Below are 23,398 nucleotides of genomic sequence, written 5' to 3'. Positions count from 1 at the left end.
ACGCTACCCCATCGTCTCATCATCCGCTTGGGCGAGCGCCAGCACACGCGCCCACTCTTCGGGCGTGTTGGCGTTGAGGAAACTGCGCAGGTCGGGGTCGAGGGGGCGGAGGGCGTCGGCGGGGACGTAGGCAACGTTCACGTCTTCAAAGAAAGCGACAATGCGCCGCCGCCCCTCGCGCAACGCCTGCAAGATGGCGGGGAGTGCCCCGCGCCCATAGATGGCGTGCAGTGTTTCGGGGCGTCCGGCTTCGATGACGGGCACGACAACGTCCGCGTTGGGGGCGTAGTCGGCGAGGAAGCGCAAGAGCGCCGTGTTCAGAAAGGGCATATCGGCGGCGACGACGGCGACACGCTCGGTGTGGGCGGCTTGCAATGCGGCGGCGATGCCCGCCAACGGTCCTTGCCCCGGTCCGCCCACGTCTTGCACAAAACGCGCGTTCAGGTGAAGCGCGGCGTACTTGTGCGGTTCGTTCGTCACCACCAGCACATCGTCGGTGAGGGTGTGCAGGCGGCGCACAGTGCGCGCAATGAGGGGTTCGCCGTGCAGGCGCAGGAGCGTTTTGTCGCGCCCCATGCGGCGGCTTTGCCCCCCCGCCATGACCGCCGCCGAAAGTGTTTCACGCGCCACGCAACACCTCCAGCACCATCTCACGCGGAACATCGCTCACAATTTCCACTTGCCCCACATCACGCGGCAGGATGAACCGCAGGCGCTTGCCTCGCTTCTTCTTGTCGAACTGCATGGCCTCCCACACAGCCTCAGGGTCGGCGGGGTAGGCGGTGGGCAGCCCCAGGCGTTTCAGCAAGCGCACCAGTCGCGGTTCCAGCGCTTCGGACGCCATGCCCAGCCGCGCCGCTAGCCGCGCCGCCAGCACCAGCCCCACCGCAACGGCTTCGCCATGCGCCAATTCAAACCCACTGACGGTTTCCAGCGCATGCCCGAACGTGTGCCCCAGGTTGAGCCAGGCGCGCACGCCGTGCTCGAAGGGGTCTTGTTCGACGATGTTCACCTTGACGCGCACCGCCCGCTCCACCAGGGCAGGCCACGCCCATTCTCCCGCTTCCAGCCATTCCAGCAGTTCGGGGTCGGCGATGAGGGCGTGCTTGACCACTTCGGCCAGCCCGTTGCGGATTTCGCGCGGGGGCAGGGTGGCGAGGAAGGCGGTATCGGCGACCACCAGCGCGGGTTGCTTGAACGCCCCCACAATGTTCTTGGCGCCGGCATGGTCAACCCCCACTTTTCCCCCCACGCTGGCGTCCACCATGGCCAGCAGCGAGGTGGGCACTTGCACGAACGGCACGCCGCGCATGTAGGTTGCCGCCACAAAGCCGCCCAAATCGCCTACCACGCCCCCGCCCAACGTGACGATGAGCGTGTGGCGGTCGTGCCCATCGTGCAGAAGGCGTTCGTACAGCGTCGCGACCGTATCGAGGGTTTTGGCTTGTTCCCCCGCTGGAATGGTGTACACGTCGGCGGGAATCTTACCCGCCAGCCATTCGGCGCGGACGGCGGCGGCGTGCAGGGGCGCTACATGTTCATCGGTGATGATGGCGACACGCTGGACGCGCTCGATGTCGGGCAGGGCGGTGCGCATGTCGGCGGTGGCGTCGTCGCCGATGAGGATGGTGTACGCGCCTGTGGGGGATTGAACAGGCACGCGGCGCACCTCAGGCGGCGGCGCAGGCGACGCCGAAGCGAGCAGGGCGATGACGGCGTCGGCGATTTCGTGCGGCGTGCGGTCGTCCGTTTCGACGTGGTAGGGCAGGCGGGCATAGGCGGCGCAGCGTTCGCGGTACAGATCCTGGACGCGCATGTGCCACTGGTCGCCGTCAAGCAGGGGGCGTCCGGTGTCGGCGCCCAGGCGCGCGAGAATGGTTTCGGGGCGCGCGCGCAGTTCGATGACGATGGCGCGTTGGGTGGCGAAACGGCGGGCGCTGGGCGCGAGCAATGCGCCGCCCCCGGTGGCAACGACGATGTTCGGGGTGTTCAGCACATGCCGCAAGGCGGCTTGTTCCGCTCGGCGGAAGGCGGCTTCGCCTTCTTCGGTGAACATATCGGCAATGGTGCGTCCGGTTTGTTGTTCGATGAGGGCGTCAAGGTCAATGAAGGGGCGGTTCAGGCGTTGGGCGACGAGCGGCGCGACGGTGCTTTTGCCTGTGCCCATGAAACCCGTGATGACGATGGGCGTTTCATTCGGCATCGCGCGACTCCTCTTCTGTGGGTTCACCGGGAATAAACCAGCGGTACGGTTCGCTCCGCACACCACTTTTCAGCCAGGCTTCTTGCTGGCGGCGCATGAGCAGGTAGCGCTCGCGTTGTTCCGCCATGTGGTCGCCGCCCAGTTTTTCCAGCAGGGCTTCCGCCAGCACGAACGCCAGCATCGCCTCGCCCACCACCACGGCGCGCGGCACGGCGGTGAAGTCGCTCCGTTCGTACACGGTGCTTTCGGCTTCACCCGTGGCAAGGTTGACCGAAGGCATGCCGCGCAGAATGGTGGAGATGGGCTTCATGGCGACACGCACGACCAGCGGTTCGCCTGTGGTGATGCCCCCTTCGGTGCCCCCCGCGCGGTTGGTCGGGCGGTAGAGCCGCCCTTCTTCGTCCAGCAGGAAGGGGTCGTGCACTTCGGAGCCGCGTTTGCGCGCATTCTCAAAGGCGGGACCAATTTCGACGCCTTTCATGGCTTGAATGCTGAGCATGGCTTGGGCGATGCGCGCTTCCAGCCGGCGGTCCCACTGCACGTGGCTACCCAAGCCGGGCGGTACGCCCAGCGCCACCACCTCAAAAACACCGCCCAGGGTGTCTTTGGCTTTGATGGCTTCACGGATGGCGGCTTCCATGGCTTCCGCAGCGACAGGGTCGGGGCAACGCACGTCGTTTTCTTCGGCGCGCGCCCACCGTTCGGGGTAGGGCATGTCGCCCATCTCGGCTTCCACCGGACCAAGCGTCACCACGTAGCCGCCAATCTGGATGCCGAAGGCGGCGAGATACGTTTTGCAAATCGCGCCGACGGCGACGCGCATGGTGGTTTCACGCGCGCTGGCGCGTTCGAGCGCGTAGCGCAGGTCGGGGTAGTTGTATTTCATGCCGGCGGTCAGGTCGGCGTGTCCGGGGCGGGGGCGGGTGATGGGGGGAATTTCGCGCCCTTCCCAATTTGCCCAATCGTCGTTGTCCACGTGCAGGGCAATCGGCGCGCCTGTGGTCACGTTGTTGATGACGCCCGACGTGATGCGCACGCGGTCTTTTTCGATTTTCATGCGACCGCCGCTGCCAAAGCCCCGTTGCCGCCGCGCCAGGTCGCGGTTGATGTCGTCAAGCGAGATGGTGAGCCCCGCGGGAATGCCTTCCAGAATGGCGGTGAGGCTTGGTCCGTGTGATTCGCCGGCTGTGAGAAAGCGCAACATAGTCCACCTCTCAGTTGGTTGAGTTGTCGGAAGCCGATAGCGTGTGTGCCTTTGCTATTCGCGCCCGCGCATTCGCCGATAGAGCCAGTAGGCGGTGCGATTGTACACCGCGTCGAATGCGCCCGGATACTTGACGACCTGTCCGCCAAAGCCATGTTTGAAGCGGTACACCCCCCACAAGCCGCCTTCCTTCCATGTCTCCACGTTGCCGTCGTCGGGGGCGTCGGGCGGAATGCCCCAGAAGTCGTACCACTCGCACCCGCCGGCTTTCGCCCATTGAATCGCCGCCCATTGCAGGGCGTGGTTGGGCATGCGGTTGCGTTCGCGCGAACTGGACGCGCCATACAGGTAATACCCCACACGTCCAAAACGGAACGCGAGCAGGGCGGCGAGCGGTTCGCCTTCGTATTCGGCGATGAACAGGCGGCTCTGGTCGGGCTGGAAGGCGCGCCAGGCGTCGCGGTAGTAGGCGAGAGGGCGCACGCCAAACCCGTCGCGCGCGCCTGTTTCGCGCATGAGGGCGTCGTAGATGGGGAAGTCGTCTTCGCCGCCTTCGCGCACCCGCACGCCTTTGCGGGCGCTCAGGCGGATGTTGTAGCGCCATTTCTGCTTCATCTGCGCCAAGATGTCGTCCAGCGAGGGGCGCAGGTCGAGCAGGATGGTGGCGCGCGGCTGGACGTCGGCGACGCCGGGGCGAAACCCATACGGCTGCAAGATCGCGGCGGCCTCTTCGCGCGACATGACCCACGGCGGTTCGATGGTGAGCACAAGGGCGCGTTCGGCGCGGGCGAGGGTGTGCAGCGCCGCGAAGATGGCGTGCAGGGCTTCGGCGTCGTCCGTGGCGACCAGCGGGCCGCGCGGCACATAGAGCATGGAAAAGCCGAGCGGCATGCGCTTCACCAGCACTTGCGCGCCGGCGCGCGGGCTGGCGGGGGTCGGCCAGAGCAGGCGGCGCACGTCCCACCCCCATTGGCGCTTGAAACGCGCCCAAGCGCTGCTTTGCAGAATGTTGCCGTCGGCGTGCGCGGCGGCAAAGGCGTCCCATGCGGTATCGGTGATGGGGGGCGTTGTCTTCTGTGTCATGCGTTCTCCTCGTTCCAGACGGTGTCCACCAGTGCGGGCAAAATGCGCCCGGCGGGACCCCGCAGGGCGGCATGGGCGTGCGGCGTGAGCGGCGTCGTGGCGGGGTTGATTTCGACGACAAACGCGCCATGCGCCAGGGCGTCGAAGGGCAGGGCGGCGGCGGGATAGACGATGGTGGATGTGCCGACCGAAAGGAACACGTCGGCGTCGGTAGCCGCTTCTTGTGCGGCGGTGAGCGCGTCGGCGGGGAGCGCTTCGCCGAACCAAACCACGTCGGGGCGCAGAAAAGCGCCGCAGTGGGGGCAGCGCGGTGGCACGTGGGTGTCGTTGGGGTCGGGTTCGACGATGCGCCCTTCGCGCGAACAGCGCGAGCGCATGATGTTGCCGTGCAGTTCCAGCACATGGCGGTTGCCCGCCGCCTGGTGCAAGCCGTCCACGTTTTGGGTGATGAGTGTGAAGCGCGGCGCCAGGCGCTCCATACGCGCCAGCGCCAAATGCCCCGGATTCGGCGCGGCTTGACGTACAAGCGAGCGCCGCCATTCGTACCAGCGCCACACACGTTCCGGGTGGCGCTGGAAGGCTTCGGGCGTGGCTAACTCCTCAGGGCGGTACTGCGCCCACAGGCCGGTTTGGGCTTCGCGAAAGGTCGGGATACCGCTTTCGGCGGAGACGCCCGCGCCGGTGAGCACCACAATGTGCCGCGCGTTGCGCAAGGCGTCAATCACGGGTTCGGGAATGGCAATGGGTGTTGCACACATGGCGACTTCTCATGTTCGATGGCTACGCAACCGGTGATGATAGCAAGGTTTGGCGCGGCGACAATTGCGCGCGAATGGGAGATTTGCTCCGGCGGGCGCGTTGTTTATAGTGGCACCCATGCGAGCCGCACGACGAAGCGACCTGACAACCTGGCTCTGGCAGCGCGCCGTGCCGACGGCGGCGCTGGCGCTGCTGGTGGTGGGCGAAATCGCGCGCGCCTGTTTGCCCCAACGCCCCGACAGCGACGCCACCGCCCTGGCGGAATTCACACAGCAGGCGGCAGGCTGGCGCGTGCTGGGGCTGCTGGATGTGCGCGAACAGTTCTGGTACGCGCTGGCGGGGGGCGTGTTGGCGCTCTGGCTGGCGGATTGGCTGTTGCGCGGCGGGTGGCGGCGTGGGTGGCGGGCGGTAGCGGCGGTGGGGCTTTTGTGCTGGCTGGGCGCGTGGGGGCTAGACCTGACCGCCGGCTGGCACGGGCGCTTTTTTCTGGCGCCTGAAACGGCGGTGCGCTTGCCGCGCGGCGAGCATCTGCTCGTGTTCGAGCGGTTTTTGACGCCGCCCGCGCCCGATGGTGCGGGGCGCGCCCTGCACATGCGTGTGCGCTGGGATGGCGAAGCCGTGGACGTGCGCGAGCAAGCCCCTCTGTGTCGCGATGGCTGGCGCATTCGCCCGCGCTGGTACGGCGCGGTGGTGTGGCTGGGCGATGAGCCGCTCTTTTTTGGCGGCGATGGAGTGCAGCGCGTGCGCCTGGCGGATGGACGCCCGGCGGATGTGCGCGTGGATGTGGAAACGCTGCGCGTCGAAGTGCTCGCCGAAGGGGAAGCGCCCGCTCCACGGGCGGCGTGGTACGCCGTGGTGGACGCCGACTATGCGCCTGCGTGGTGGCTGGCGTGGCTGGGGTGGGGGATGGTGGCGCTTGCGCTTTTGGGATGGTGCATGCGGCGCTGGGAGTTGCTTTCTCGGCGTGCTTCGGCGATAATGCGGCTGGCATTTCAAAAGCAGGAGAGTCAACCGTGATGTTCGATGAAGAACGAATGCAAGAGCGCCCTGTGATTGTGGGGGTTGCCGGCGGAAGTGGAAGCGGCAAAACAACCGTCAGCCGCGCCATTCTGGAACGGGTTGGGCCGGAACGCATCGCCTACATTCAACATGACAGTTATTACCGCGACATGAGCCACCTGCCGCCCCACGAACGGGCGCGCATCAACTACGATCATCCCGACTCGCTGGAAACCGGCTTGTTGGTGGCGCATTTGCGCATGTTGCAAGCGGGGCAACCCGTCGAAATTCCCGTCTATGACTTTGCGACACACGCCCGCTTGCCCGAAACGCGCCGCGTCGAACCGCGCCCCGTCATTTTGGTGGAAGGCATCCTCGTTTTCGCCGAGCCTGAATTGCGTTCGCTCTTCGATGTCAAAATTTTCGTGGATACAGACGCCGATATTCGCTTCATTCGCCGCCTTGAACGCGATACGCGCGAACGCGGGCGCAGTGTGCAAAGCGTCATCGAGCAGTATCTGACCACGGTGCGCCCCATGCACGAGGAGTTTGTCGAACCGAGCAAACGCTACGCCGACGTGATTATCCCGCGAGGGGGGCACAACCGTGTGGCGCTGGATATGGTCACGTCGCGCATTCTTTCGCTTTTAGAAGCCGCCGAGCGACAAGCGCAAAAGAAGAGAAGCGAATGAACCCAAAACCCAAGGGGAGGCTCAATGCGCATCGCAATTGATGGGACGCCCATTCAACAGACCGACCCGCCGGGAGTGAGCCGCTACACGTACAATTTGGTGGAAGCCCTGGCAAAAACAGTCTTGACCGACGATGAACTGGTTGTTTTTTACGACCCCGGCAAAGCCACAGGACAGCAACGCATTGAAGATTTGACCGAACTCCCGCAGGTCATGCTCCGCCCCATTAGCGGCACGGGCGGCGTGCGCGGTGCGTTTTCGGCGCTCAACACCTTGCGCCAACTCGAAGTGGATGTGTTTCATTCGCCCTACGCTCTTTCGCATTTGCTGACGAACGTCCCCTCGGTGATTACCATTCATGAACTTTCTGAATTTGAACCCACTTTGCGCAAAGGCATGCGTGGGCGGCTCTCGCAACTCACGCTGAGCGCCGAAATGAACTTGCTGCGCCGTGCCGGCGCGGTCATTTGCGTCTCGCATGCGGTGCGCCATCGCCTGCTCGACAACGTTGACCTTGACCCCGACAAGGTGCATGTGGTGTACAACGGCGTGGACCACCGCCGCTTTCATCCCCGCTACCGCCCCGAAGCGCGCAAGCGCGCCGCGCTGATGTTGGGGATTGAGCCGCCGTATGTGTTGGCGCTGGCGTCGCCCGACCCGCGCAAAAACACAGCCGGTGTGTTGCGCGCCTATGCGCGCCTGCCGCGTGAAGGGTTGCCCAAACTCGTTCTGGCGGGGGCGGGCGAGTGGGGGCGCAGCCCGCTTTACAAGCTGGTGGAAGAGTTGCACCTCGAAGAGATGGTGCGCTTCACAGGGTACGTCCCCGACGCCATTCTGCCCGACCTGTACAGCGGTGCGCGGCTTTTTGTCTTCCCCAGCCTCTACGAAGGGTTTGGCTTGCCCGTGCTGGAAGCTCTGGCGTGCGCCGCCCCTGTGATTACGTCCAATCGGGGGGGGATTCCCGAAGTGGCGGGAGACGCCGCCGTGTTGGTGGACCCCGACGACCTGGACGCGCTGGCGGCGGCGATGGAAAAAGCCCTCACGGACAAAGCCTGGCGTGATGAATTGCGCTTGCGTGGTCCGGGGCAGGCGGCGCGGTTTTCGTGGGAGCGTACCGCCCGCGAGACCCGCGATGTGTATGCAACCCTGGTAGGCGAACCAGTGGAACGCTGGTAAATTCCCAATCTGGTGATGAGTCAACAATTGAGGAGGATCAACGATGATCGTAGGAGTGCCGAAGGAAATCAAGGATAACGAATACCGTGTCGGATTGACGCCTGCATCGGTGCGCCAGCTGGTGGACGCCGGGCACAGTGTGCTGGTGGAGACCGGCGCGGGCGAAGGGAGCGGTTTTTCGGATGACGATTACCGCGCGGCTGGTGCATCCATTGTTGCATCGGCGGCGGAAGCGTGGGGGGCGGAAATGGTTGTCAAAGTCAAAGAGCCCCTGCCGCAGGAATACGACTTCTTGCGCCCCGACCTCATCCTGTTCACCTACCTGCACCTTGCCGCCGATGAGCGCCTGACCCTCGCCATGCGCGACAGTGGCGTCATCGGGATTGCGTACGAAACGGTTGAACTGCCCGATGGCCGCCTGCCGTTGCTGACGCCCATGAGCGAAGTGGCGGGGCGTATGGCGGTGCAGGTGGGGGCATACTACCTCGAAAAAATGAATGGTGGGCGTGGGAAGCTGCTTGGCGGTGTGCCCGGTGTGCGCCCGGCGACGGTGGTTATCATTGGGGGTGGTGTTGTCGGCACAAACGCCGCCAAAATCGCGCTGGGAATGGGCGCTAATGTGGTCATCCTCGATATCAACGTGGACCGCTTGCGCTATCTGGAAGAAATCTTTGGCGGTCGCTTGACGACCATTGCGTCCAACACGCACAACATTGCCGAAGCCGTCAAACGCGCCGACTTGCTCATTGGCGCGGTGCTGGTGAAAGGCGCCAAAGCCCCCAAACTCGTCACGCGCGAAATGGTCAGCACGATGAAGCCCGGTTCGGTGATTGTGGACGTGGCTGTTGACCAGGGTGGGTGTATCGAAACCACGCGCCCGACGACGCACTCCAACCCCACCTTCTTTGTGGATGGCGTCTTGCACTACTGCGTGGCGAACATGCCCGGCGCGGTTCCGCGCACCAGCACCTACGCCCTCAACAACGCCACGTTGCCCTACACGCTCAAACTCGCCGCGCACGGGCTGGACGCCATTCGCCAGGACCCGGCGCTGGCAAAGGGTGTCAATGTCTTCAAGGGGCATATCACCTATCCGGCGGTGGCCGAAGCCTTTGGCTTGCCCTACACGCCGCTGGAAACCTTGCTCGCCCCCGAAGTTGTTGACTGAATTTGTGATATGGAGTACAATGCTGCCGTGTTCGGCGACTGAAACAGTAAGGAGGATTCGACCATGGCCTACGTGATTTGTGAACCGTGCATTGGCGTGAAAGACGCCGCGTGTGTCGAAGTCTGCCCGGTGGACTGCATCTACGAAGGTCCGGATCAGTACTACATCCACCCGGACGAATGCATTGACTGCGGCGCTTGCGCCCCGGAATGCCCTGTCGAAGCGATTTTTGAAGACGTGGAAGTGCCCGAACAGTGGAAGCATTTCATTCAAAAGAACGCCGATTTCTTCAAATAATCTTTTTTGCCGTCAAAGCGCCGCCCCAAACGGGGCGGCTTTTTTATTTCAACCACTTCGGGCACAATATGACCACCATTTGAAAGAGAGGAGCCTATCCGATGAGTCCACTCCGTATTGGTTTTGTTTCGACACGCTTTCACGGCACGGATGGGGTTTCGCTGGAAGTGCGCAAGTGGGTCGCCGTCTTGCGCGAGATGGGGCATGAATGCTTCTTCTTTGCCGGGCAATCCGAGTGGCCCGAAGACGTTTCCTTTGTCGTGCCCGAAGCACACTTCACGCATCCCGATGTCGCCGCGATCAACCGCGATTTGTTTGACGATGAACGGCGCTCACGTGCCGTCAGCGAGCAAGTGCAGAAGCTCGCCGGGCGTCTCAAAGAGGCGCTGTATACCTTCACAGCAAAGTTTGGCGTTGAGGTGCTGATTACAGAAAACGCGCTTTCGCTCCCCATGAACGTCCCCCTGGGTGTGGCGCTGACCGAGTTCATCGCCGAAACCGCCTTGCCCGTTCTGGGGCATCACCACGATTTTTGGTGGGAACGCGAGCGCTATGCCGTTTCCGCCGCTGACGACTACTTGCGTGGTGCGTTTCCCCCCGTTTTGCAGCCGGTATATCACGTGGTCATCAACTCCTACGCGCGCGAACAACTTGCCTTGCGCACAGGCGCTTCTTCACGGGTCATCCCCAATGTGATGGATTTTGAAACGCCGCCCCCACCCCCCGACGAATACGCCGCTGACATTCGCGCGGAGCTGGGAATTCCCGAGGGGGCGTTTTTCATTTTGCAGCCCACGCGCGTTGTGCCGCGCAAGCGGATTGAGCAATCCATCGAGATTGTGGCACGCTTGCAACGCATGGGGATTTCGGCGGTGCTGGTCATTTCGCATGCCTCGGGGGATGAGGGGCACGAGTATGCGGCGTACTTGCGCGAATACGCCGACCTGCTCGGTGTGCGTATCATCTACGCGGCGGAACGCGTGGCGTATCGGCGTGGGCGCACCCCCGATGGGCGCAAGGTATACAGCCTGCGCGATGTCTATCAAGCCGCCGACCTGGTGACCTATCCCTCGGCGATTGAAGGGTTTGGCAACGCCTTTTTGGAAGCCGTGTACTATCGCCGCCCCATTTTGATGAACCGCTACGAGATTTTCAAAACCGATATTGGTCCGAAAGGCTTCCGCGTCATCCATTTCGATGGGTTTGTGCAGCAGCAATGCCTGGAACGCGCCCGCGAGGTGCTGCTCAACCCTGATTCAGCGGCTGAGGATGTGGCGCACAACTATGAACTGGGGCGGCGGTTCTACTCCTTCCACGTGCTGCGCCATGCGTTGCAAATGGCGTTGCATGAATGCTGTGGGCACGAACTCCCGCACCATTTGCCCGCGTTCAGCGAGAATGAGACGCCAGAAGCGCCTCGCGCACACGGCGAGGATGATTAGCCAGCAGCGCATCCACGCCGAGCCGCAGATACCAGCGCACGCGCCGTTCGGGGTTGGGGTCGAGGGGGCAGACGATTTTGCCCATGGCGTGCGCCCACTTCACATAAAGCGGGTTCAGCAGGAGGAGCGGCCAGAAGGGGCCGAGGAGCGGCGCTTTGACGGGGAAGGGGTTGTGCAGGGTGATGTAGCCCACGGGGATTTCGGGGCAAATGGCGTGCACCGTGCGCACATGTTCCAGATGAAACGAAGCGATGGCGGTCCGTCCGAGCATGTCGTAGGCGGCGAGGATGTCCACCAGGCGGCGGGCGTAGGCGCGGTCGCGAAAGAGCGGGTCTTTGAGTTCTAGCAGAAGGGGTACGCGCGCCTGCGTGAGGTCCAGCAGTTCGACGAGCGTGGGGATACGTTCGTCGGTGAAGCCCTGCCCATCGAGCCGCCGAATGGGAATGCGCTTCAACTCGCGCAACGGGAGGTCGCGGACGTAGCCGTGCCCCGCGGTGGTGCGGTCGAGCGTTTCGTCGTGGTGAAGCACGATTTCATCGTCGGCTGAAAAGCGCAAGTCGGTTTCGATGGCGTCTGCGCCGTCTGCCAGCGCGCGCGAAAAGGCGGCGAGGGTGTTTTCCGGTTCCAGCGCCGACGCCCCACGGTGCGCGACGATGAACGGTATGCCGCGGCGTTGGCGTTCAGCCTGAAAATCCGCCCACGTGAGTGGTTGTGTTGGTGTTTCCATGGCGTTTTCACTCCACGTATTCAGGTTGTGTGTGCGTGAGTTGGTGCGCGGCATCCCGGTCGAGGAGCCAGGTCAGGGTGCCGTCGCGCGGGTGGATGAGCATAGCGGGAAAGGTTTTGGGCGCAAACACGCCTTCCAGCACGCGGGCGACGGTGGCGGCTTTGGGTGCGCCCCGCACGAGAAAGAGCACATGGCGGGCGTGGTTGATGGTGGGGACGGTGAGCGTGAGCCGCCAGGTGTTCAGTTTCGGGACAAAGAGCGCGTGCGTCAGATGTTCCCAATCACAGAGGGCGTCGGTGTGTGGGAAGAGTGAGGCGGTGTGCCCGTCATCGCCCATGCCGAGCAAGATGAGGTCGAAGCGGGGCCATGCGCCGAATGGAAGCCCGAAGTGGGCGCGCAACTCTTCGGCGTAGGCGGCGGCGGCAACGTCCGGGGGCTGCTCGCCCGCCATGCGGTGGATGTTTTCGGGCGGGATGGGCACGTGCGCCAGCAGGGCTTCGTGCGCCATGCGGTAGTTGCTGTCGGGGTGGTCGGGTGGAACGGTGCGCTCATCGCCCCAAAAAACATGCACGCGCGACCAGTCGAGACGGTCGCGCCAGGTGGGGGTGGCGAGCAGGCGGTAGACTTCGCGCGGTGTGGAGCCGCCCGCCAACGCCAGCGAACAGACGCCGCGAGCGGCTATGGCGTCGGTGAGCAGGCGCACGATGGTTTGGGCGGCGGTTGTGGTCCAGTTGTCGGCGACCAGGATTTGTTGTGTCCCCATGCGTTTTCCTCACAAGAGCATCAGTTTCCACGCGTGGCCGTTGCGCGCCAGCAATTCATCCGCTTCAGGCGGTCCCCATGTGCCTGCGGCGTAGTTCGGGAAGTCGGGCGGGGGCATGCGTTGCCACGCTTCCAGCACCGGTGTGAAGAGCGCCCACGACGCTTCGGTTTCATCGGCGCGGATGAAAAGCGTGGCGTCGCCCAGCCAGGCGTCCAGGAGCAGGCGTTCGTAGGCTTCGGGAATGGCGAATTCAAAACTGCCGTGGTAGCAGAAGTCCATCATCACCGGTTCCAGCCGCATGGTGGCGCCGGGAATTTTGATGTTGACGCTGAGCGAAAGCCCTTCGTGGGGCTGGATTTGGAGATAGAGCACGTTTTGTTCCATTTTGCGGCGGCGCTGGTCGTCGAAAATGAGCAACGGCGGGCGGCGAAAGATGACGGCGATTTCGGAGACTTTGCGCGGGAGGCGTTTGCCGGTGCGCAGGTAGAACGGAATGCCCGCCCAACGCCAGTTTTCAATTTCAAGTTGGAGCGCAACGTAGGTCTCCGTGGTGCTGTCGGGCGCGACGCCTTCTTCTTCGCGGTAGCCGCGCACCGGCTTTTCGTTCACCACACCGGGACCATACTGCCCGCGCACAATCCGCGTGCGGATGGCGTTTTCATCGAATGGGCGAATGGCGCGCAGGACTTTGACTTTCTCGTTGCGCACGGCTTCGGCGTCGAATGAGGCGGGGGGCTCCATGGCAATCAACGTGACCAGTTGCATGAGGTGGTTTTGCACCATGTCGCGCAAGGCGCCCACGCGGTCGTAGTAGCCGGCACGGTTTTCAACGCCGATGGACTCGGCGACGGTGATTTGCACCTGTTCGATGTGGTTGCGGTTCCAGATGGGTTCAAACAGGCTGTTGGCGAACCGGAACGCCAGCAGGTTCTGGACGGCTTCTTTGCCCAGGTAGTGGTCAATGCGGTAAATCTGCGATTCGTCAAAGACGTGCTGAATGCGGGCGTTGAGGGCGCGGGCGCTGGCGAGGTCGGTGCCGAAGGGTTTTTCGATGACAAGGCGCACCCACGCCCCTTCGCGCGGCGGCTGGTTCAACCCTACCGCACCCAGCGATTCGACGATGGGCACAAAGGCTTGCGGCGGGGTTGCGGCGTAGAAGAGGCGGTTGCCGTCGGTGCCCTCTGTTTCATCAAGCGTGTTGAGGCGGTCGCGCAGGCGTTGGTAATCTTCCAGGTGGTCGTACCCTTGCGCGTCCAGGTAGAAGAGCCGCGCGGCGAATTCATCCCATTGCGTGGTGTCGAGCGGGACACGCCCAAACTCGGCTACGGCGTCGCGCATGGTGGTGCGAAAATCATCATCGCTCCAATCGCGGCGCGAAAAGCCGAGGATGGCGAAACGTTGGGGCAAAAGCCCGTGTGTGTAGAGCGCATACAGCGCGGGCATGAGTTTGCGGCGTGTCAGGTCGCCCGACGCGCCAAAGATGACGATTGCGGCGGGGTCGGGGCGGCGGCTGATGAATTCCGTGGCTGGCACGCTCATTGACTGCTCCCTTTGCGTTGGTTGACAGACGTGCATTTGACGCGGTGTGCCGCGATCATCGTACAGTCTGAAGAAAAGTATGCTTTTGACAAACCAGGTTGAGAGACTGTTTTAGGGGGCGCGGAGTGGGAACGCATAGACGCCGCGCGTGGTGAGCACATAGATGAGCCCGCTGGTTTCGTCGGCGGCAACGTCGGTGATGGCGCCCCAGTCGGCGGCGTTGGTGTATTGGGCAAAGAGCGCGCCTTGCTTGTCGAAAACCAGCACGCGGTCTTGTGTGGCGATGTAGAGGTAGAACATGGGGCGGTCGGGCGCGAGTTCATCGGTGAAGAGCGCCACAGGCGCTTCGATGGGAGGCGAAACGGGTTCCAGCGTGAAGGGGCGTACCTGCCCCGCCGTCATTTTGACGACGCCGCCGTCGGCTTCGAGGAAGTAGATGTCGCCGTCAATGGCGAAGTCCACGGGCGCGGTCAACTCCGCTTGGGCGTCGGGTTGCACCCATTCGGTGGGGGGCGTGGTGTACGTCCCGACGTTGTCGGGAACGTATTTCCAGACTTGCCGCGCGGTGCTGTCCAGCAAGTAGAGGTTGCCCTGGTAGTGCCCCAGCGAGACAATCTCGGCTTCCGCCGGGATGTAGGAGGGCACGAAGCGCACCAGCCCGGAGGGCAGGTATTCGTACAGTTCGGCTCCGCCCAGCGCCAGCAAGGCTTCGGTGGTGCGTGTGCCGCCCGTCGGCATCCAGGTCATCAGGCGCAGGGGCTGGCGCACGGTTGTGCCGTTAGGCGCGAGCACGGGGGAGAGGCGGTCGAGCGGTTCGGTGGGCGGTTGGGTGGCGTCAAACCACCAGATGCGCCCTTCGGCACGGTCGAGGACGTAGACCGCCGAACCACGTACCACCAACTCGCCGGGGACAACCGACGCGCCAAAGGTCGCCAAGGCTTGCGGTTCGACATGCACAATCCGCAAGACACGCCCTTCAATTTGCGCAAGGCGGGCTTCCAGCAGGGCGACTTCTTTGGCGTCGGGGCGCATGTCGGCGGCTTCGTCCAACGCCACGCGGGCTTGCAAGATGGCTTGTTGTGCGCCTTCACGGTCGCCCGCCAGGTCGAGTTGTTCGGCGAGCGCGATTTGCGTGTCGGCGGCGGTCAGGATTTCTTGCCAGGCTTGCGAGTTGACCGCCCCACTGCGCCAGAACAAGAGCACCGCCGCCATGATGAGCAGAATGGGCACCACGACCGAGGCGATGGGGTAGAAGTGTCGCCCTTGGTGGTCGGGTGGTTGGGTGGTTGAACGGCGTTGGCGGGGCGGGGCGGGTTTGACGCCCGGCAAGACATTGCGGGCGGTGCTGGTGATTTGATACCAGAGCCAGCCCATGCCGTCGAGCAGGGCGAGCGCCGCGGCGTCCAGAATGGGCACGAGACGCTGCCAAAGTGGCGGCACGAGAGAGGCGTAGAGCGCCAGCAGCCATTCGAGCGCGTGCAGGATGAGCGCCAGCAACATGAGCAGAAACGCCCCAAACAGGTAGAAAAGGCGCGCCACACGCTCGGTGGCAAAGGCTTCGGTGCGGGCAACGTCCGCCAGGTGGATGGTGCGCCGCCCCCAGGTGTCCACCTGCGCCAGCAGGCGTTCAAGCAAGCCGTGGGTGGGGCGCGGAAGCAGCGGCGCGTGGTCGCGTGTGGGGGGCGCGTCGGCGTTGTCGTCCAGGTTGGGGCGTGGACGTGGGCGCGGTTTGGGCATGGCGGTTGCCGCGCGGTGGGCGTGCGTGGTGGTTTGGCGCGTGGCGGCGGGCGTTGGTTCTTCGACCACGGTGGTGGCGGGCGTTGGCTCTGGCGCCGGTGTGTGCTGGCGCGGCGTGGGCGTCCGCGTTGATGTGGACGGCGTCGGTTCCGTGCGGGGCTGCACCTGCACGATGAGCGCCGAGTAGTCGTTTTCGCCCACCATGTCGGCGATGTCATCGGCGATGTCGTAGGCGTCGGTTTGTTGCAGAATCTCGCGGACGGTTTCGTGTTCGATGAGTGAAGGCAAGTGCGAGGCGCTCAGCACGAAAACGTCGCCGGGTTGCAGGTGGAAACGGGCAAAGCGCACTTGCACGCGGCGTTGTTCTCCCAGTGGGCGCAATGTCTCGCGGTCGGCGTCGTTGACGCGGTCCGGGTCGGTGGTTTTGGGGAAGTGCGTTGTTTTGGCACCGCGGGCGACGTAAGTCAGCGCCGGACCAGATTGGGCGAGGTAGAGGGTATCACCTTTGACGAGCGCCATGTTCAAGCCCGCCCACATGCGGTCTTCGGGGGGAAGGTCTTCGTTTTCGTACACGAGGGCGCGGTTTGCGTCTTCGGCGGCTTTTTGCAGGGCGCGGGTTTCGCCCCCTTTTGCCAGCGAGAAGCCTTGCACCGCTGTTTGCACAAGCAAGGCGGAAACGTCGTCCCACAGTTCCACGGGGGCGGAAAGTTCGACAAGGACAAAGAGCGTCGTCTCTTCGTCAATGTCGAGACGCCCCATTTCGGGCGGTGTGGAACGACGGTCGCCCTCGATGATGCTCAGTTCGACAGTTTCCAGGTCGAAAATGCGACTCATGCCATGCCCCCCCTTGGCGGCGCGTCAGGCTTCTTCCTCTTGGAACAGTTCTTCGGCGTAGTGGAGCAGTCGCTCGCTCTCATCGCGCGGGTATTTTTGGGCTTCAAAGTAGCGTCGCAAGGCGTCGCGCGGGTCCAGGTCGGCGATGGTCGCGGCGTCGCCCAACCGCAGGCGGTTGGGGCGTTCGGTTTCAAAGCGCAGGGCGGCGATGTGGGCGGCGTCGCTCAGCCAGGTGCGGATTTCGCGTTCGGTGAGCAGGCTGGCTTGTTCGGGCGTGCAGTGGATGACCACTTTGACGATTGCGTCGGCGATGTCGTGGGTTTCCAGCGCCGATTGGATGGCGTGCATGGGGTCGGGTTCGGCGCGCACGTCCAGCGTGATTTCGTAGAGGCGGCGGGTGGGTGTTTCGACGAATTGCCAGGCGGGCGGCTTGCCGCGTTCGATGTCCACCACGACGAAGCCTTTGGGATCGTTGCGCTCGCCGAAGTCAATGCGTTCGATACTGCCCGCATACACCATGAGCGGACGATGCGAGACGACCTGGTGCTTGTGAATGTGCCCCAGGGCGATGTAGTCGAACACCTCTTGCGCGAGCACCGATTTGGGGATGGTGAGGTCGCTCCCCAGCATGACGCTGCGTTCCGCGCCCCACTCCGCGCCTTCGACAGTCAGGTGGGCGGCGAGGATGGCGGGCTCGTCGGGATTGATGCGCTCGGCGAGTTTGTACACCAACTGTTCCAGGCGGTCGCGGATGAGGTGGTCAATTTCTTCGGGGCTGAGCCCCTGCGTCTCTTCTTTGGCGAGAAAACGACTGCGCGTCAGCCAGGGGAGCGCCGCCACCTGCACGGGACCGTGGGCAGTATTGATGCGGTGAATGTTCGGGCGGTCGCCGACGTGGACGCGGTCGAGCCCGAGTGTGGCGTAGATGTCCAGACTGTGGGCGCGCGTGGGTGAGTTTGGCATGTCGTGGTTGCCCACCAGCAAGAAGACGGGTTTGTCGGCTTCGATGAGGCGGCGGATACGGCGGGCAAATTCGCGCTGGTGGGTGGGCGATGGGTCGCGGTTCTTGAAGGCGTCGCCCGTGAAGAGCACCAGGTCAACGTCGTTTTCAAGCGCATAGTCCACCACAAAGTCGAACGCCCGCAAAAAATCTTCCAGGCGCGTGCTCAAACCCGTTTCAGGGTTGATGCGTCCGTAGTTTTCAGTCCCAATGTGCAAGTCGGAAAAGTGCAGAATACGCGGCACAGGACAACTCCTCTGGGCTTGGTTGTGGTGCTGGCGTGATTATACGTCAGGTATCAGTTGCCGGAAAACTTTTTTCAATGCCCCTTCACAATTGTAGAACATGTGTTCTGATGTGAGTATACACCATTTGGGGGCGAAATGCAACCCCTTGGCGGCGGATTCTTCACAATTGACGCGCCCCCCTGTCTCTTGCTAGAATAAGCGCGCCACACATAACCCGCTGTTTTCTTGAAGACCAACCAACACCTGATTGTCCAACTGAATCCGGCAAAGGAGGCCAGCGTATGATTTACCGAAGCCCGTACCCGGATGTTCAAATCCCCGAAATGCCTTTGACCCCCTTTGTGTTGCGCAAGGCGCAAGAATTGGCGACCAAACCGGCGCTGATTGACGGTCCCACCGGGCGCACACTCACCTACGGGCAACTGGCGGGCGCGATTCGTTTGGTGGCATCCAGTTTGCACAAGCGTGGTTTTGGCAAAGGCGATGTCTTCGCCATTTACAGCCCCAACCTGCCTGAATATGCCATTGCGTTCCACGCTGTGGCGTCGTTGGGGGGGATTGTCACCACGGCAAACCCACTCTACACGGCGGCGGAGTTGGCGCACCAGTTGAAAGACGCCAATGCGAAGTATTTGCTCACCATTCCTCTCTTCCTCGAAAACGCCAAAGAAGCGGCGGCGGAAGCCGGCATTGAGGAAATTTTTGTGTTTGGCGAAGCCGAAGGGGCGACTCCGTTTGCCAGTTTGTTGCAAGGTGATGGCGTGGTGCCCGAGGTGGAGATCAACCCGCGCGAAGATGTGGTGGCGCTTCCCTATTCCAGCGGGACAACGGGCTTGCCCAAGGGCGTGATGCTGACGCATTACAACCTTGTCTCCAACATTTGCCAGACCGAGGGGATTGAGGTTATTCGCGATACGGATGTGTTGGTTGGGGTGTTGCCTTTCTACCACATTTACGGGATGATGGTCATTTTGAACGCTAGCCTCTATCACGGCGCGACCGTGGTGACCATGCCGCGCTTCGATTTGGAGATGTTCCTCGAACTCATTCAGAAGTACAAGATTTCGCGCATGCACCTGGTGCCGCCTATTTTGCTGGCGCTCGCCAAACACCCGATGGTGGACAAGTACGACCTTTCATCGGTGCGCATGATTATTTCGGGTGCGGCGCCGCTAGGTGAAGAATTGGCGACGGCAGTGCGCGAACGCCTGGGGTGCCTGGTCAAACAAGGGTACGGGATGACTGAAACCAGCCCCGTGACGCACGTCAACCCCGATGATCCCGACAAAATCAAGGTGGCGTCGGTGGGGCCGCTGGTGCCGAACACAGAAGCCCGCATTGTTGACCCGGCTACGGGGCAAGATTTGGGTCCCAACGAGCGGGGTGAACTCTGGGTGCGTGGTCCGCAGGTGATGAAGGGCTACTTGAACCGCCCGGATGCGACGACGCAGACGATTGACAGTGAAGGGTGGTTGCACACGGGCGATGTGGCGTATGTGGATGAGGATGGTTACTTCTACGTGGTGGACCGCGTGAAGGAACTCATCAAGTACAAAGGCTACCAGGTAGCGCCGGCTGAACTCGAAGCGGTGTTGCTCTCGCACCCGGCTGTGGCGGACGCCGCTGTGATTCCCGTGCCGGATGAAGAAGCGGGTGAGATTCCCAAGGCGTTCATTGTGAAGAAAGCGGACGTGACCGCTGAGGAAATCATGGCGTATGTCGCCAAGCACGTTGCACCCTACAAGAAGGTGCGCGAAGTCGAATTTGTGGAGAGCATTCCCAAGTCGCCTTCGGGGAAGATTTTGCGGCGTGTGCTGGTTGAACAGGAGCGCATGAAGCGCGAACAGTAGCCGGCGGGGCGGCACAGCCAAAGGCGCGGAACACATCCGCGCCTTTTTTACTGCGTGCTGCGTGTGCGGCACAACGCGAGATGGCTTTGGGGGTGAAACCAGACGAGCGCGGCGCATTCGGGGTCTTCCACGCGCCCAGCCCACCATGCGTTCGGTGGGGGCGACGCATGGTCGGGCAGCCAGATGAGCGTAGCATTGGGCGCATAGTACGCCAGCGGACGCCCCAGCGTGCGGTGATAGACGGGGGCGTTGGGCAAGCGGGCGGCAAGCGTTTCGATGCCCTGCCAACGCCCATCGCGCCCCGCTAGCCCCGGCGTAGGGTGCGCCAAAAGCACCAGCGCCAGCGCAATGTTGCCGCCAAGCATGAGCAGGCGCGTGCGACGCGTGTTGATGTCAGCCCCAAGCCATGCCAGCAACGGCGCAAGCGGGAGCAGATAGCGGTCCCAGGGTTGAAAGCCCAGCATGATGTGCATGGGTATCCATGCCAGCACCAGCCAGGTGAGGGGGTGCCGGCGGCGTGGCAACACCGCCCACCACGTTGCCCCCACCCCTAGCAGGGCGGGCGTCAGCCAGGCAACGGCTGCTGCGAAGGTAGGACGCCCCAGCGAACCGTAGGCGTTTCTCCCCAACCACCACCACGACGGCGCGGCACGGCTGACGTCCCACGCCCATGCCGTCAAGAGTAGCCCCCCCGCGGTCAGCAGGGCGGGGCGTGCGTCCGCCGGGCGCTGTTTCACCAGCCAAAGCCAGAAGGGAAGCGTCAGGAGCGCGGTGGGCTTGGTGAGCAGCGCCGCCGCCCATGCCGCCCCCGCCGCTACGGGGGCATGGCGTTGCCAGGCAAGCCAGCCGATCGCCAGGAACGCAAGCATGAGCGGGTCGGTGAACCCCCCGGCGGCAAAGAAGATGACCAGCGGCGTTGTGGCGAAGAGGGCAAGCGCCCAGGTGGGGCGGCGGCTGGCACGCGCCACGATGAGCGCCGTCGCCACTGTTGCCAGCGCGTTGGGCAGGCGGGCGGCGAGGGGGCTGTCCTGCCAGAGCAGGAAGGGAAGTTGCGCGTAGAAAAAGAGCGGGGGCTTGTCCACGGGGGTCTGCGTGAGCAGGGGGTCGGTGAAGAGTGCGCGCGTCCAGACGGCGTAGATGGCTTCATCTTCATGCAGAGGGGCAGGGTGCAGCAGAAGCAGCCAGACCACCGCCCCCAGCAACCACCCAAACGCTGCGGCACGCCCCCGGTGTCTCATGCGTGTGTGGTTGTTTCGTCCATGCGTTTTGTTCCCCACCACCAGAGCACCCCGGCGGCGATGAAGGGCACCAGGCAGAGCAACGAGACGAGCGAGAACCCGCCCGGCGGCGTGACGCGCATGGTCCATTCGTAGCGTTCATCGCCTGCCGGTCCCGCTATTTCCAGGAACAAGCGCCATTCGCCTTCGCGGTCGAAGGGAATGGTGGCGGTGAACGTGCGGGGATCGGTGGCGCTGCGTTCTGCGGAAGCAACAAGCGCGGGGCTTGCCCCGTCCAGGGGTTCGCCGCCAAAGCGCACGGTTGTGCCATCGGGGGGCGCGCTGCCTTCAACCGTGATGATGGCTTCAAAGGTGCCGCCGCCCACGTCGGGGTCGGCGAGCAGGCGTTCGACAAGATACGCGCCCAACTGCATGTCGCGCACGACAACGATGGGCGCACCGCTATGTGCCCAGGCGGGGCGTGCAAAGAGCACGCTCGCCACGAGGGCGATGATACTGAGCCAAAGTGTGCGTGTGAAAGGTGTGTGATGGTTCATCCGAGCAGTGTCCCTCGCATTTCCATGGGTTGCGTCATCAGCCAAAGGGCGGAGAGAGTCAACACAAGCAAAACGCCCACCCAGGGCAGGGCAGCGCGTTGCCAGGCGTGGGGGGCGTCGCGTTGCGCCCGTTCGGTGATGGCAATGAGTGAGCCAAACGCCCCCAGCCCGATAAGCCCCCATTCGAGTGGGTCGAGCCACGCGAGCGGCACCAGCGCCGCGAGTTCCCAGTGTGGACGCCCCAGCCAGGTGATGCCAAATTCAAGGGCGATGCTCTGCACAACCGGGACGAACGACCAAAAGCCGCTGAGGAAGTGAAAGGCATAGTGCGCCGCCCACATGCCGACGCCAAAGGGCACGAGTGTGTACACGTAGCGCAGGGCGATGTGCACGGGGGTGTGTGGCACATGCGCCAGATGGCGTGTCAGCCACGCCGCGCCGCCGAGCAAAAGGAGCGGTTCCAGCAGCAGCGCCGCGCCGAAGATGATGGCTAGCACGGGCGTTTCGCTCTGCACATGGAGCAGGTCGGCGAGCCAGGCTTCCAGCGTGTAAACCGGGCTGACCATGCCGAAGGCGTTGAGCAACGCCCCAAACACGAAGATGGTTGTCAGCGCGGCAAAGTCGGCGCGGCGAAAGAGCCGCCCAACGCCCGAACGCGCCCCGTCGAACCAGAGTTCAGCGGCGGGCAAGCGGGGTTGGATGCCAATGTTGTCATGGGGACAGGCGTGGACGCAATCGAGGCAGAAGGTGCAGTCCAGATTGCCCACTTTGCGCGGTTGAAAGAGCCAGAGTTCACACCCCCGCTGCGTGCCGCGTCCACGCAGACAGTCGTGGGTTGTGCAGGCGGCGCATACGTCTTGCGAGCGGACACGCACCTCGAATGGTGAGACGAGACTGCCCAGGAAGTTGAATTGTCCCAAAGGGCAGACGTATTTGCAGAAGGGCGCGCCCTCGAACAGCGCATCGAGCAGCAGCGCGGTGATGAAATAGCCCACAATCAGCCACGCCGTCCACCAGGGCGTGCTCCACAGGTCATAGCGTTCATACACAAAGAGGAAGAGCGCGAAAAGCGCCGCCGCCAGCCATTTGTTGCGCAGGCGGGCAGGCCAATGGCGCGCAGGCTGGATGAAGCGGCGCAGAGCGTTCCGCGGCAGCATGAAGGGGCACGCCATGCAGAAGGCGTTGCCAAAGATGAGCAGCGCCAGAATGACGAAGCCGCGGTAATGTAGCCAGGGCAGAATGGTCGCGAGGTTGCGCGGGGCAAGCGGCGAGCCGGTGAACCCATCCCACACCACCACGAGCGCCACGAGCAAGAGGGGAATCTGCATGGCGGTGCGGGCGTGCCGCCAGCGCCAGAATCGCCCCAGCAGTGGGAGCGTCAGCAGGTCAAGCGTGGGGGGCTTATTCGCCACGGCGAACCTCTGGCAGCGCCACCTGGAGTTCGACGGTTTGCCCGTCTTCCCGCGCGATTTCGAGGATGGCGAACCATTCACCGGGCATGGTCAATTCGATGGTGCCTTCGTAGATGCCGGGCGCTGTTTCGGTGAGCGAAGCGCTGGACGGCTGCATGCCGGCGTGGTTCATGTTGGCAATCATTTTGACCTCTGCGCCGATGACGTGGGCGTTGGTGCTGTCGAGGAGTTCAATACGCACATGGTTTTCCCCCACGGTGCTGGGGGTGATGTTCAGGTTGGCAATGAGTGAAGACGCGCCATTTTGGCCGCGTGCACAGGCGGTTGTGAGACCGAGCAGCAACCAGAACACGATAAGCAAGCGTGCGCGCATGGCATACTCTTTCTCTTCATGTTTGAGTGTTGGTTTTGTTCAGCGGGAATGTTGTAGTGCAAAGGGGAAGGTTGGCAAGTTGGATGCTTTCAGAGGTGTGATGCTGATAATGCAGAGA

At 63.3% G+C, this 23,398-nt stretch carries 21 protein-coding genes; 7 read left to right on the top strand and 14 right to left on the bottom strand.

Annotation, left to right across the window (positions count from 1 at the left end; genetic code table 11):
• Positions 1 to 3: 3 nt before the first annotated feature.
• Genes mobA through SE16_RS07890 form a run of 5 tightly spaced genes read right to left on the bottom strand, consistent with a single transcriptional unit; the run spans position 4 to position 5,248 of the window.
• Positions 4 to 630, bottom strand: a complete 627-nt coding sequence (gene mobA, locus SE16_RS07910) for a molybdenum cofactor guanylyltransferase (RefSeq protein WP_054492512.1) — start codon at positions 628 to 630, stop codon at positions 4 to 6.
• Positions 620 to 2,203: a 3-dehydroquinate synthase gene (gene aroB / locus SE16_RS07905; protein WP_060687446.1), complete on the bottom strand. Its 1,584-nt coding sequence runs from the start codon at positions 2,201 to 2,203 to the stop codon at positions 620 to 622. The genes mobA and aroB overlap by 11 nt, the downstream gene beginning before the upstream one ends.
• Positions 2,193 to 3,407, bottom strand: a complete 1,215-nt coding sequence (aroC, locus tag SE16_RS07900) for a chorismate synthase (protein WP_060687444.1) — start codon at positions 3,405 to 3,407, stop codon at positions 2,193 to 2,195. The genes aroB and aroC overlap by 11 nt, the downstream gene beginning before the upstream one ends.
• A gap of 54 nt (positions 3,408 to 3,461) precedes the next feature.
• Entirely contained in the window at positions 3,462 to 4,490 is a 1,029-nt protein-coding gene (locus SE16_RS07895) for a lipid II:glycine glycyltransferase FemX (RefSeq protein WP_054492869.1), read from the bottom strand.
• Positions 4,487 to 5,248 (bottom strand): SIR2 family NAD-dependent protein deacylase, encoded by a 762-nt coding sequence (locus SE16_RS07890; RefSeq protein WP_054492870.1) that lies wholly within the window; start codon positions 5,246 to 5,248, stop codon positions 4,487 to 4,489. The genes SE16_RS07895 and SE16_RS07890 overlap by 4 nt, the downstream gene beginning before the upstream one ends.
• Positions 5,249 to 5,366: 118 nt before the next feature.
• Here SE16_RS07890 and SE16_RS07885 point away from each other — a divergent pair, with 118 nt between their 5' ends.
• The 6 genes from SE16_RS07885 (at position 5,367) to SE16_RS07860 (ending at position 11,023) form a co-directional block, all read left to right on the top strand.
• Positions 5,367 to 6,266, top strand: coding sequence for a hypothetical protein (locus tag SE16_RS07885; RefSeq protein WP_060687441.1), 900 nt, complete (start codon positions 5,367 to 5,369; stop codon positions 6,264 to 6,266).
• A gap of 17 nt (positions 6,267 to 6,283) precedes the next feature.
• Positions 6,284 to 6,940, top strand: a complete 657-nt coding sequence (gene udk / locus SE16_RS07880; RefSeq protein ID WP_054493331.1) for a uridine kinase — start codon at positions 6,284 to 6,286, stop codon at positions 6,938 to 6,940.
• Positions 6,941 to 6,964: 24 nt separating this feature from the next.
• A complete protein-coding gene (locus SE16_RS07875) occupies positions 6,965 to 8,116 on the top strand; it encodes a glycosyltransferase family 4 protein (protein ID WP_054493329.1) in 1,152 nt (383 codons plus the stop codon).
• Between the two features lie 43 nt (positions 8,117 to 8,159).
• Positions 8,160 to 9,284 carry an alanine dehydrogenase gene (gene ald / locus SE16_RS07870; RefSeq protein ID WP_054493328.1) on the top strand — a complete coding sequence of 375 codons (1,125 nt, stop codon included), beginning with the start codon at positions 8,160 to 8,162 and terminating at the stop codon, positions 9,282 to 9,284.
• 63 nt (positions 9,285 to 9,347) lie between these two features.
• Complete coding sequence (locus SE16_RS07865) at positions 9,348 to 9,581, top strand: ferredoxin (protein WP_054493327.1); 234 nt, start codon at positions 9,348 to 9,350, stop codon at positions 9,579 to 9,581.
• Between the two features lie 101 nt (positions 9,582 to 9,682).
• Positions 9,683 to 11,023: a glycosyltransferase family 4 protein gene (locus SE16_RS07860; protein WP_200907319.1), complete on the top strand. Its 1,341-nt coding sequence runs from the start codon at positions 9,683 to 9,685 to the stop codon at positions 11,021 to 11,023.
• Here the strand turns inward: SE16_RS07860 and SE16_RS07855 are convergent.
• The 5 genes from SE16_RS07855 to SE16_RS07835 all read right to left on the bottom strand — a co-directional run bounded on the left by SE16_RS07855 (position 10,971) and on the right by SE16_RS07835 (position 17,868).
• On the bottom strand, positions 10,971 to 11,750 hold the full coding sequence (locus tag SE16_RS07855) for a glycerophosphodiester phosphodiesterase (protein WP_054493326.1): 780 nt from the start codon (positions 11,748 to 11,750) through the stop codon (positions 10,971 to 10,973). The genes SE16_RS07860 and SE16_RS07855 overlap by 53 nt on opposite strands.
• A 7-nt stretch (positions 11,751 to 11,757) precedes the next feature.
• On the bottom strand, positions 11,758 to 12,513 hold the full coding sequence (pgl, locus tag SE16_RS07850) for a 6-phosphogluconolactonase (protein ID WP_054493325.1): 756 nt from the start codon (positions 12,511 to 12,513) through the stop codon (positions 11,758 to 11,760).
• A 9-nt stretch (positions 12,514 to 12,522) separates the two neighbouring features.
• Complete coding sequence (gene zwf / locus SE16_RS07845; protein ID WP_054493324.1) at positions 12,523 to 14,052, bottom strand: glucose-6-phosphate dehydrogenase; 1,530 nt, start codon at positions 14,050 to 14,052, stop codon at positions 12,523 to 12,525.
• Between the two features lie 111 nt (positions 14,053 to 14,163).
• Positions 14,164 to 16,623, bottom strand: a complete 2,460-nt coding sequence (locus tag SE16_RS07840) for an NHL repeat-containing protein (protein ID WP_060687439.1) — start codon at positions 16,621 to 16,623, stop codon at positions 14,164 to 14,166.
• Positions 16,624 to 16,647: 24 nt separating this feature from the next.
• Complete coding sequence (locus SE16_RS07835) at positions 16,648 to 17,868, bottom strand: metallophosphoesterase family protein (protein ID WP_060687437.1); 1,221 nt, start codon at positions 17,866 to 17,868, stop codon at positions 16,648 to 16,650.
• A 284-nt stretch (positions 17,869 to 18,152) separates the two neighbouring features.
• Between SE16_RS07835 and SE16_RS07830 the strand changes: the two genes are divergently transcribed.
• Entirely contained in the window at positions 18,153 to 19,721 is a 1,569-nt protein-coding gene (locus tag SE16_RS07830) for a 4-coumarate--CoA ligase family protein (protein WP_054493961.1), read from the top strand.
• Positions 19,722 to 19,768: 47 nt separating this feature from the next.
• On the opposite strand, the gene SE16_RS07825 is transcribed toward SE16_RS07830, so the two are convergent.
• From SE16_RS07825 to SE16_RS07810, 4 genes are read right to left on the bottom strand one after another with little or no spacing between them, the layout of a single operon-like run.
• Positions 19,769 to 20,959 carry an ArnT family glycosyltransferase gene (locus SE16_RS07825; protein WP_054493960.1) on the bottom strand — a complete coding sequence of 397 codons (1,191 nt, stop codon included), beginning with the start codon at positions 20,957 to 20,959 and terminating at the stop codon, positions 19,769 to 19,771.
• Positions 20,956 to 21,495, bottom strand: a complete 540-nt coding sequence (locus tag SE16_RS07820; protein WP_054493959.1) for a hypothetical protein — start codon at positions 21,493 to 21,495, stop codon at positions 20,956 to 20,958. The genes SE16_RS07825 and SE16_RS07820 overlap by 4 nt, the downstream gene beginning before the upstream one ends.
• Positions 21,492 to 22,907, bottom strand: coding sequence for a FesM (locus SE16_RS07815; protein ID WP_054493958.1), 1,416 nt, complete (start codon positions 22,905 to 22,907; stop codon positions 21,492 to 21,494). The genes SE16_RS07820 and SE16_RS07815 overlap by 4 nt, the downstream gene beginning before the upstream one ends.
• Positions 22,897 to 23,280, bottom strand: a complete 384-nt coding sequence (locus SE16_RS07810) for a FixH family protein (RefSeq protein ID WP_054493957.1) — start codon at positions 23,278 to 23,280, stop codon at positions 22,897 to 22,899. The genes SE16_RS07815 and SE16_RS07810 overlap by 11 nt, the downstream gene beginning before the upstream one ends.
• Between the last annotated feature and the right edge of the window lie 118 nt (positions 23,281 to 23,398).

The organism is Ardenticatena maritima, from assembly GCF_001306175.1.
GTDB classification, from domain to species: Bacteria; Chloroflexota; Anaerolineae; order Ardenticatenales; family Ardenticatenaceae; genus Ardenticatena; species Ardenticatena maritima.
This window is presented reverse-complemented; position numbering and strand designations above follow the sequence as displayed.

What these genes read in the sequence shown, in the direction of transcription:
- aroB (WP_060687446.1), bottom strand. Translation starts at nt 2,203, where the DNA reads ATGCCGAATGAAACGCCCATCGTCATCACGGGTTTCATGGGCACAGGC.
- aroC (WP_060687444.1), bottom strand. Translation starts at nt 3,407, where the DNA reads ATGTTGCGCTTTCTCACAGCCGGCGAATCACACGGACCAAGCCTCACC.
- SE16_RS07895 (WP_054492869.1), bottom strand. Translation starts at nt 4,490, where the DNA reads ATGACACAGAAGACAACGCCCCCCATCACCGATACCGCATGGGACGCC.
- SE16_RS07890 (WP_054492870.1), bottom strand. Translation starts at nt 5,248, where the DNA reads ATGTGTGCAACACCCATTGCCATTCCCGAACCCGTGATTGACGCCTTG.
- SE16_RS07885 (WP_060687441.1), top strand. Translation starts at nt 5,367, where the DNA reads ATGCGAGCCGCACGACGAAGCGACCTGACAACCTGGCTCTGGCAGCGC.
- udk (WP_054493331.1), top strand. Translation starts at nt 6,284, where the DNA reads ATGCAAGAGCGCCCTGTGATTGTGGGGGTTGCCGGCGGAAGTGGAAGC.
- SE16_RS07875 (WP_054493329.1), top strand. Translation starts at nt 6,965, where the DNA reads ATGCGCATCGCAATTGATGGGACGCCCATTCAACAGACCGACCCGCCG.
- ald (WP_054493328.1), top strand. Translation starts at nt 8,160, where the DNA reads ATGATCGTAGGAGTGCCGAAGGAAATCAAGGATAACGAATACCGTGTC.
- SE16_RS07865 (WP_054493327.1), top strand. Translation starts at nt 9,348, where the DNA reads ATGGCCTACGTGATTTGTGAACCGTGCATTGGCGTGAAAGACGCCGCG.
- SE16_RS07860 (WP_200907319.1), top strand. Translation starts at nt 9,683, where the DNA reads ATGAGTCCACTCCGTATTGGTTTTGTTTCGACACGCTTTCACGGCACG.
- SE16_RS07855 (WP_054493326.1), bottom strand. Translation starts at nt 11,750, where the DNA reads ATGGAAACACCAACACAACCACTCACGTGGGCGGATTTTCAGGCTGAA.
- pgl (WP_054493325.1), bottom strand. Translation starts at nt 12,513, where the DNA reads ATGGGGACACAACAAATCCTGGTCGCCGACAACTGGACCACAACCGCC.
- zwf (WP_054493324.1), bottom strand. Translation starts at nt 14,052, where the DNA reads ATGAGCGTGCCAGCCACGGAATTCATCAGCCGCCGCCCCGACCCCGCC.
- SE16_RS07840 (WP_060687439.1), bottom strand. Translation starts at nt 16,623, where the DNA reads ATGAGTCGCATTTTCGACCTGGAAACTGTCGAACTGAGCATCATCGAG.
- SE16_RS07830 (WP_054493961.1), top strand. Translation starts at nt 18,153, where the DNA reads ATGATTTACCGAAGCCCGTACCCGGATGTTCAAATCCCCGAAATGCCT.
- SE16_RS07825 (WP_054493960.1), bottom strand. Translation starts at nt 20,959, where the DNA reads ATGAGACACCGGGGGCGTGCCGCAGCGTTTGGGTGGTTGCTGGGGGCG.
- SE16_RS07820 (WP_054493959.1), bottom strand. Translation starts at nt 21,495, where the DNA reads ATGAACCATCACACACCTTTCACACGCACACTTTGGCTCAGTATCATC.
- SE16_RS07810 (WP_054493957.1), bottom strand. Translation starts at nt 23,280, where the DNA reads ATGCGCGCACGCTTGCTTATCGTGTTCTGGTTGCTGCTCGGTCTCACA.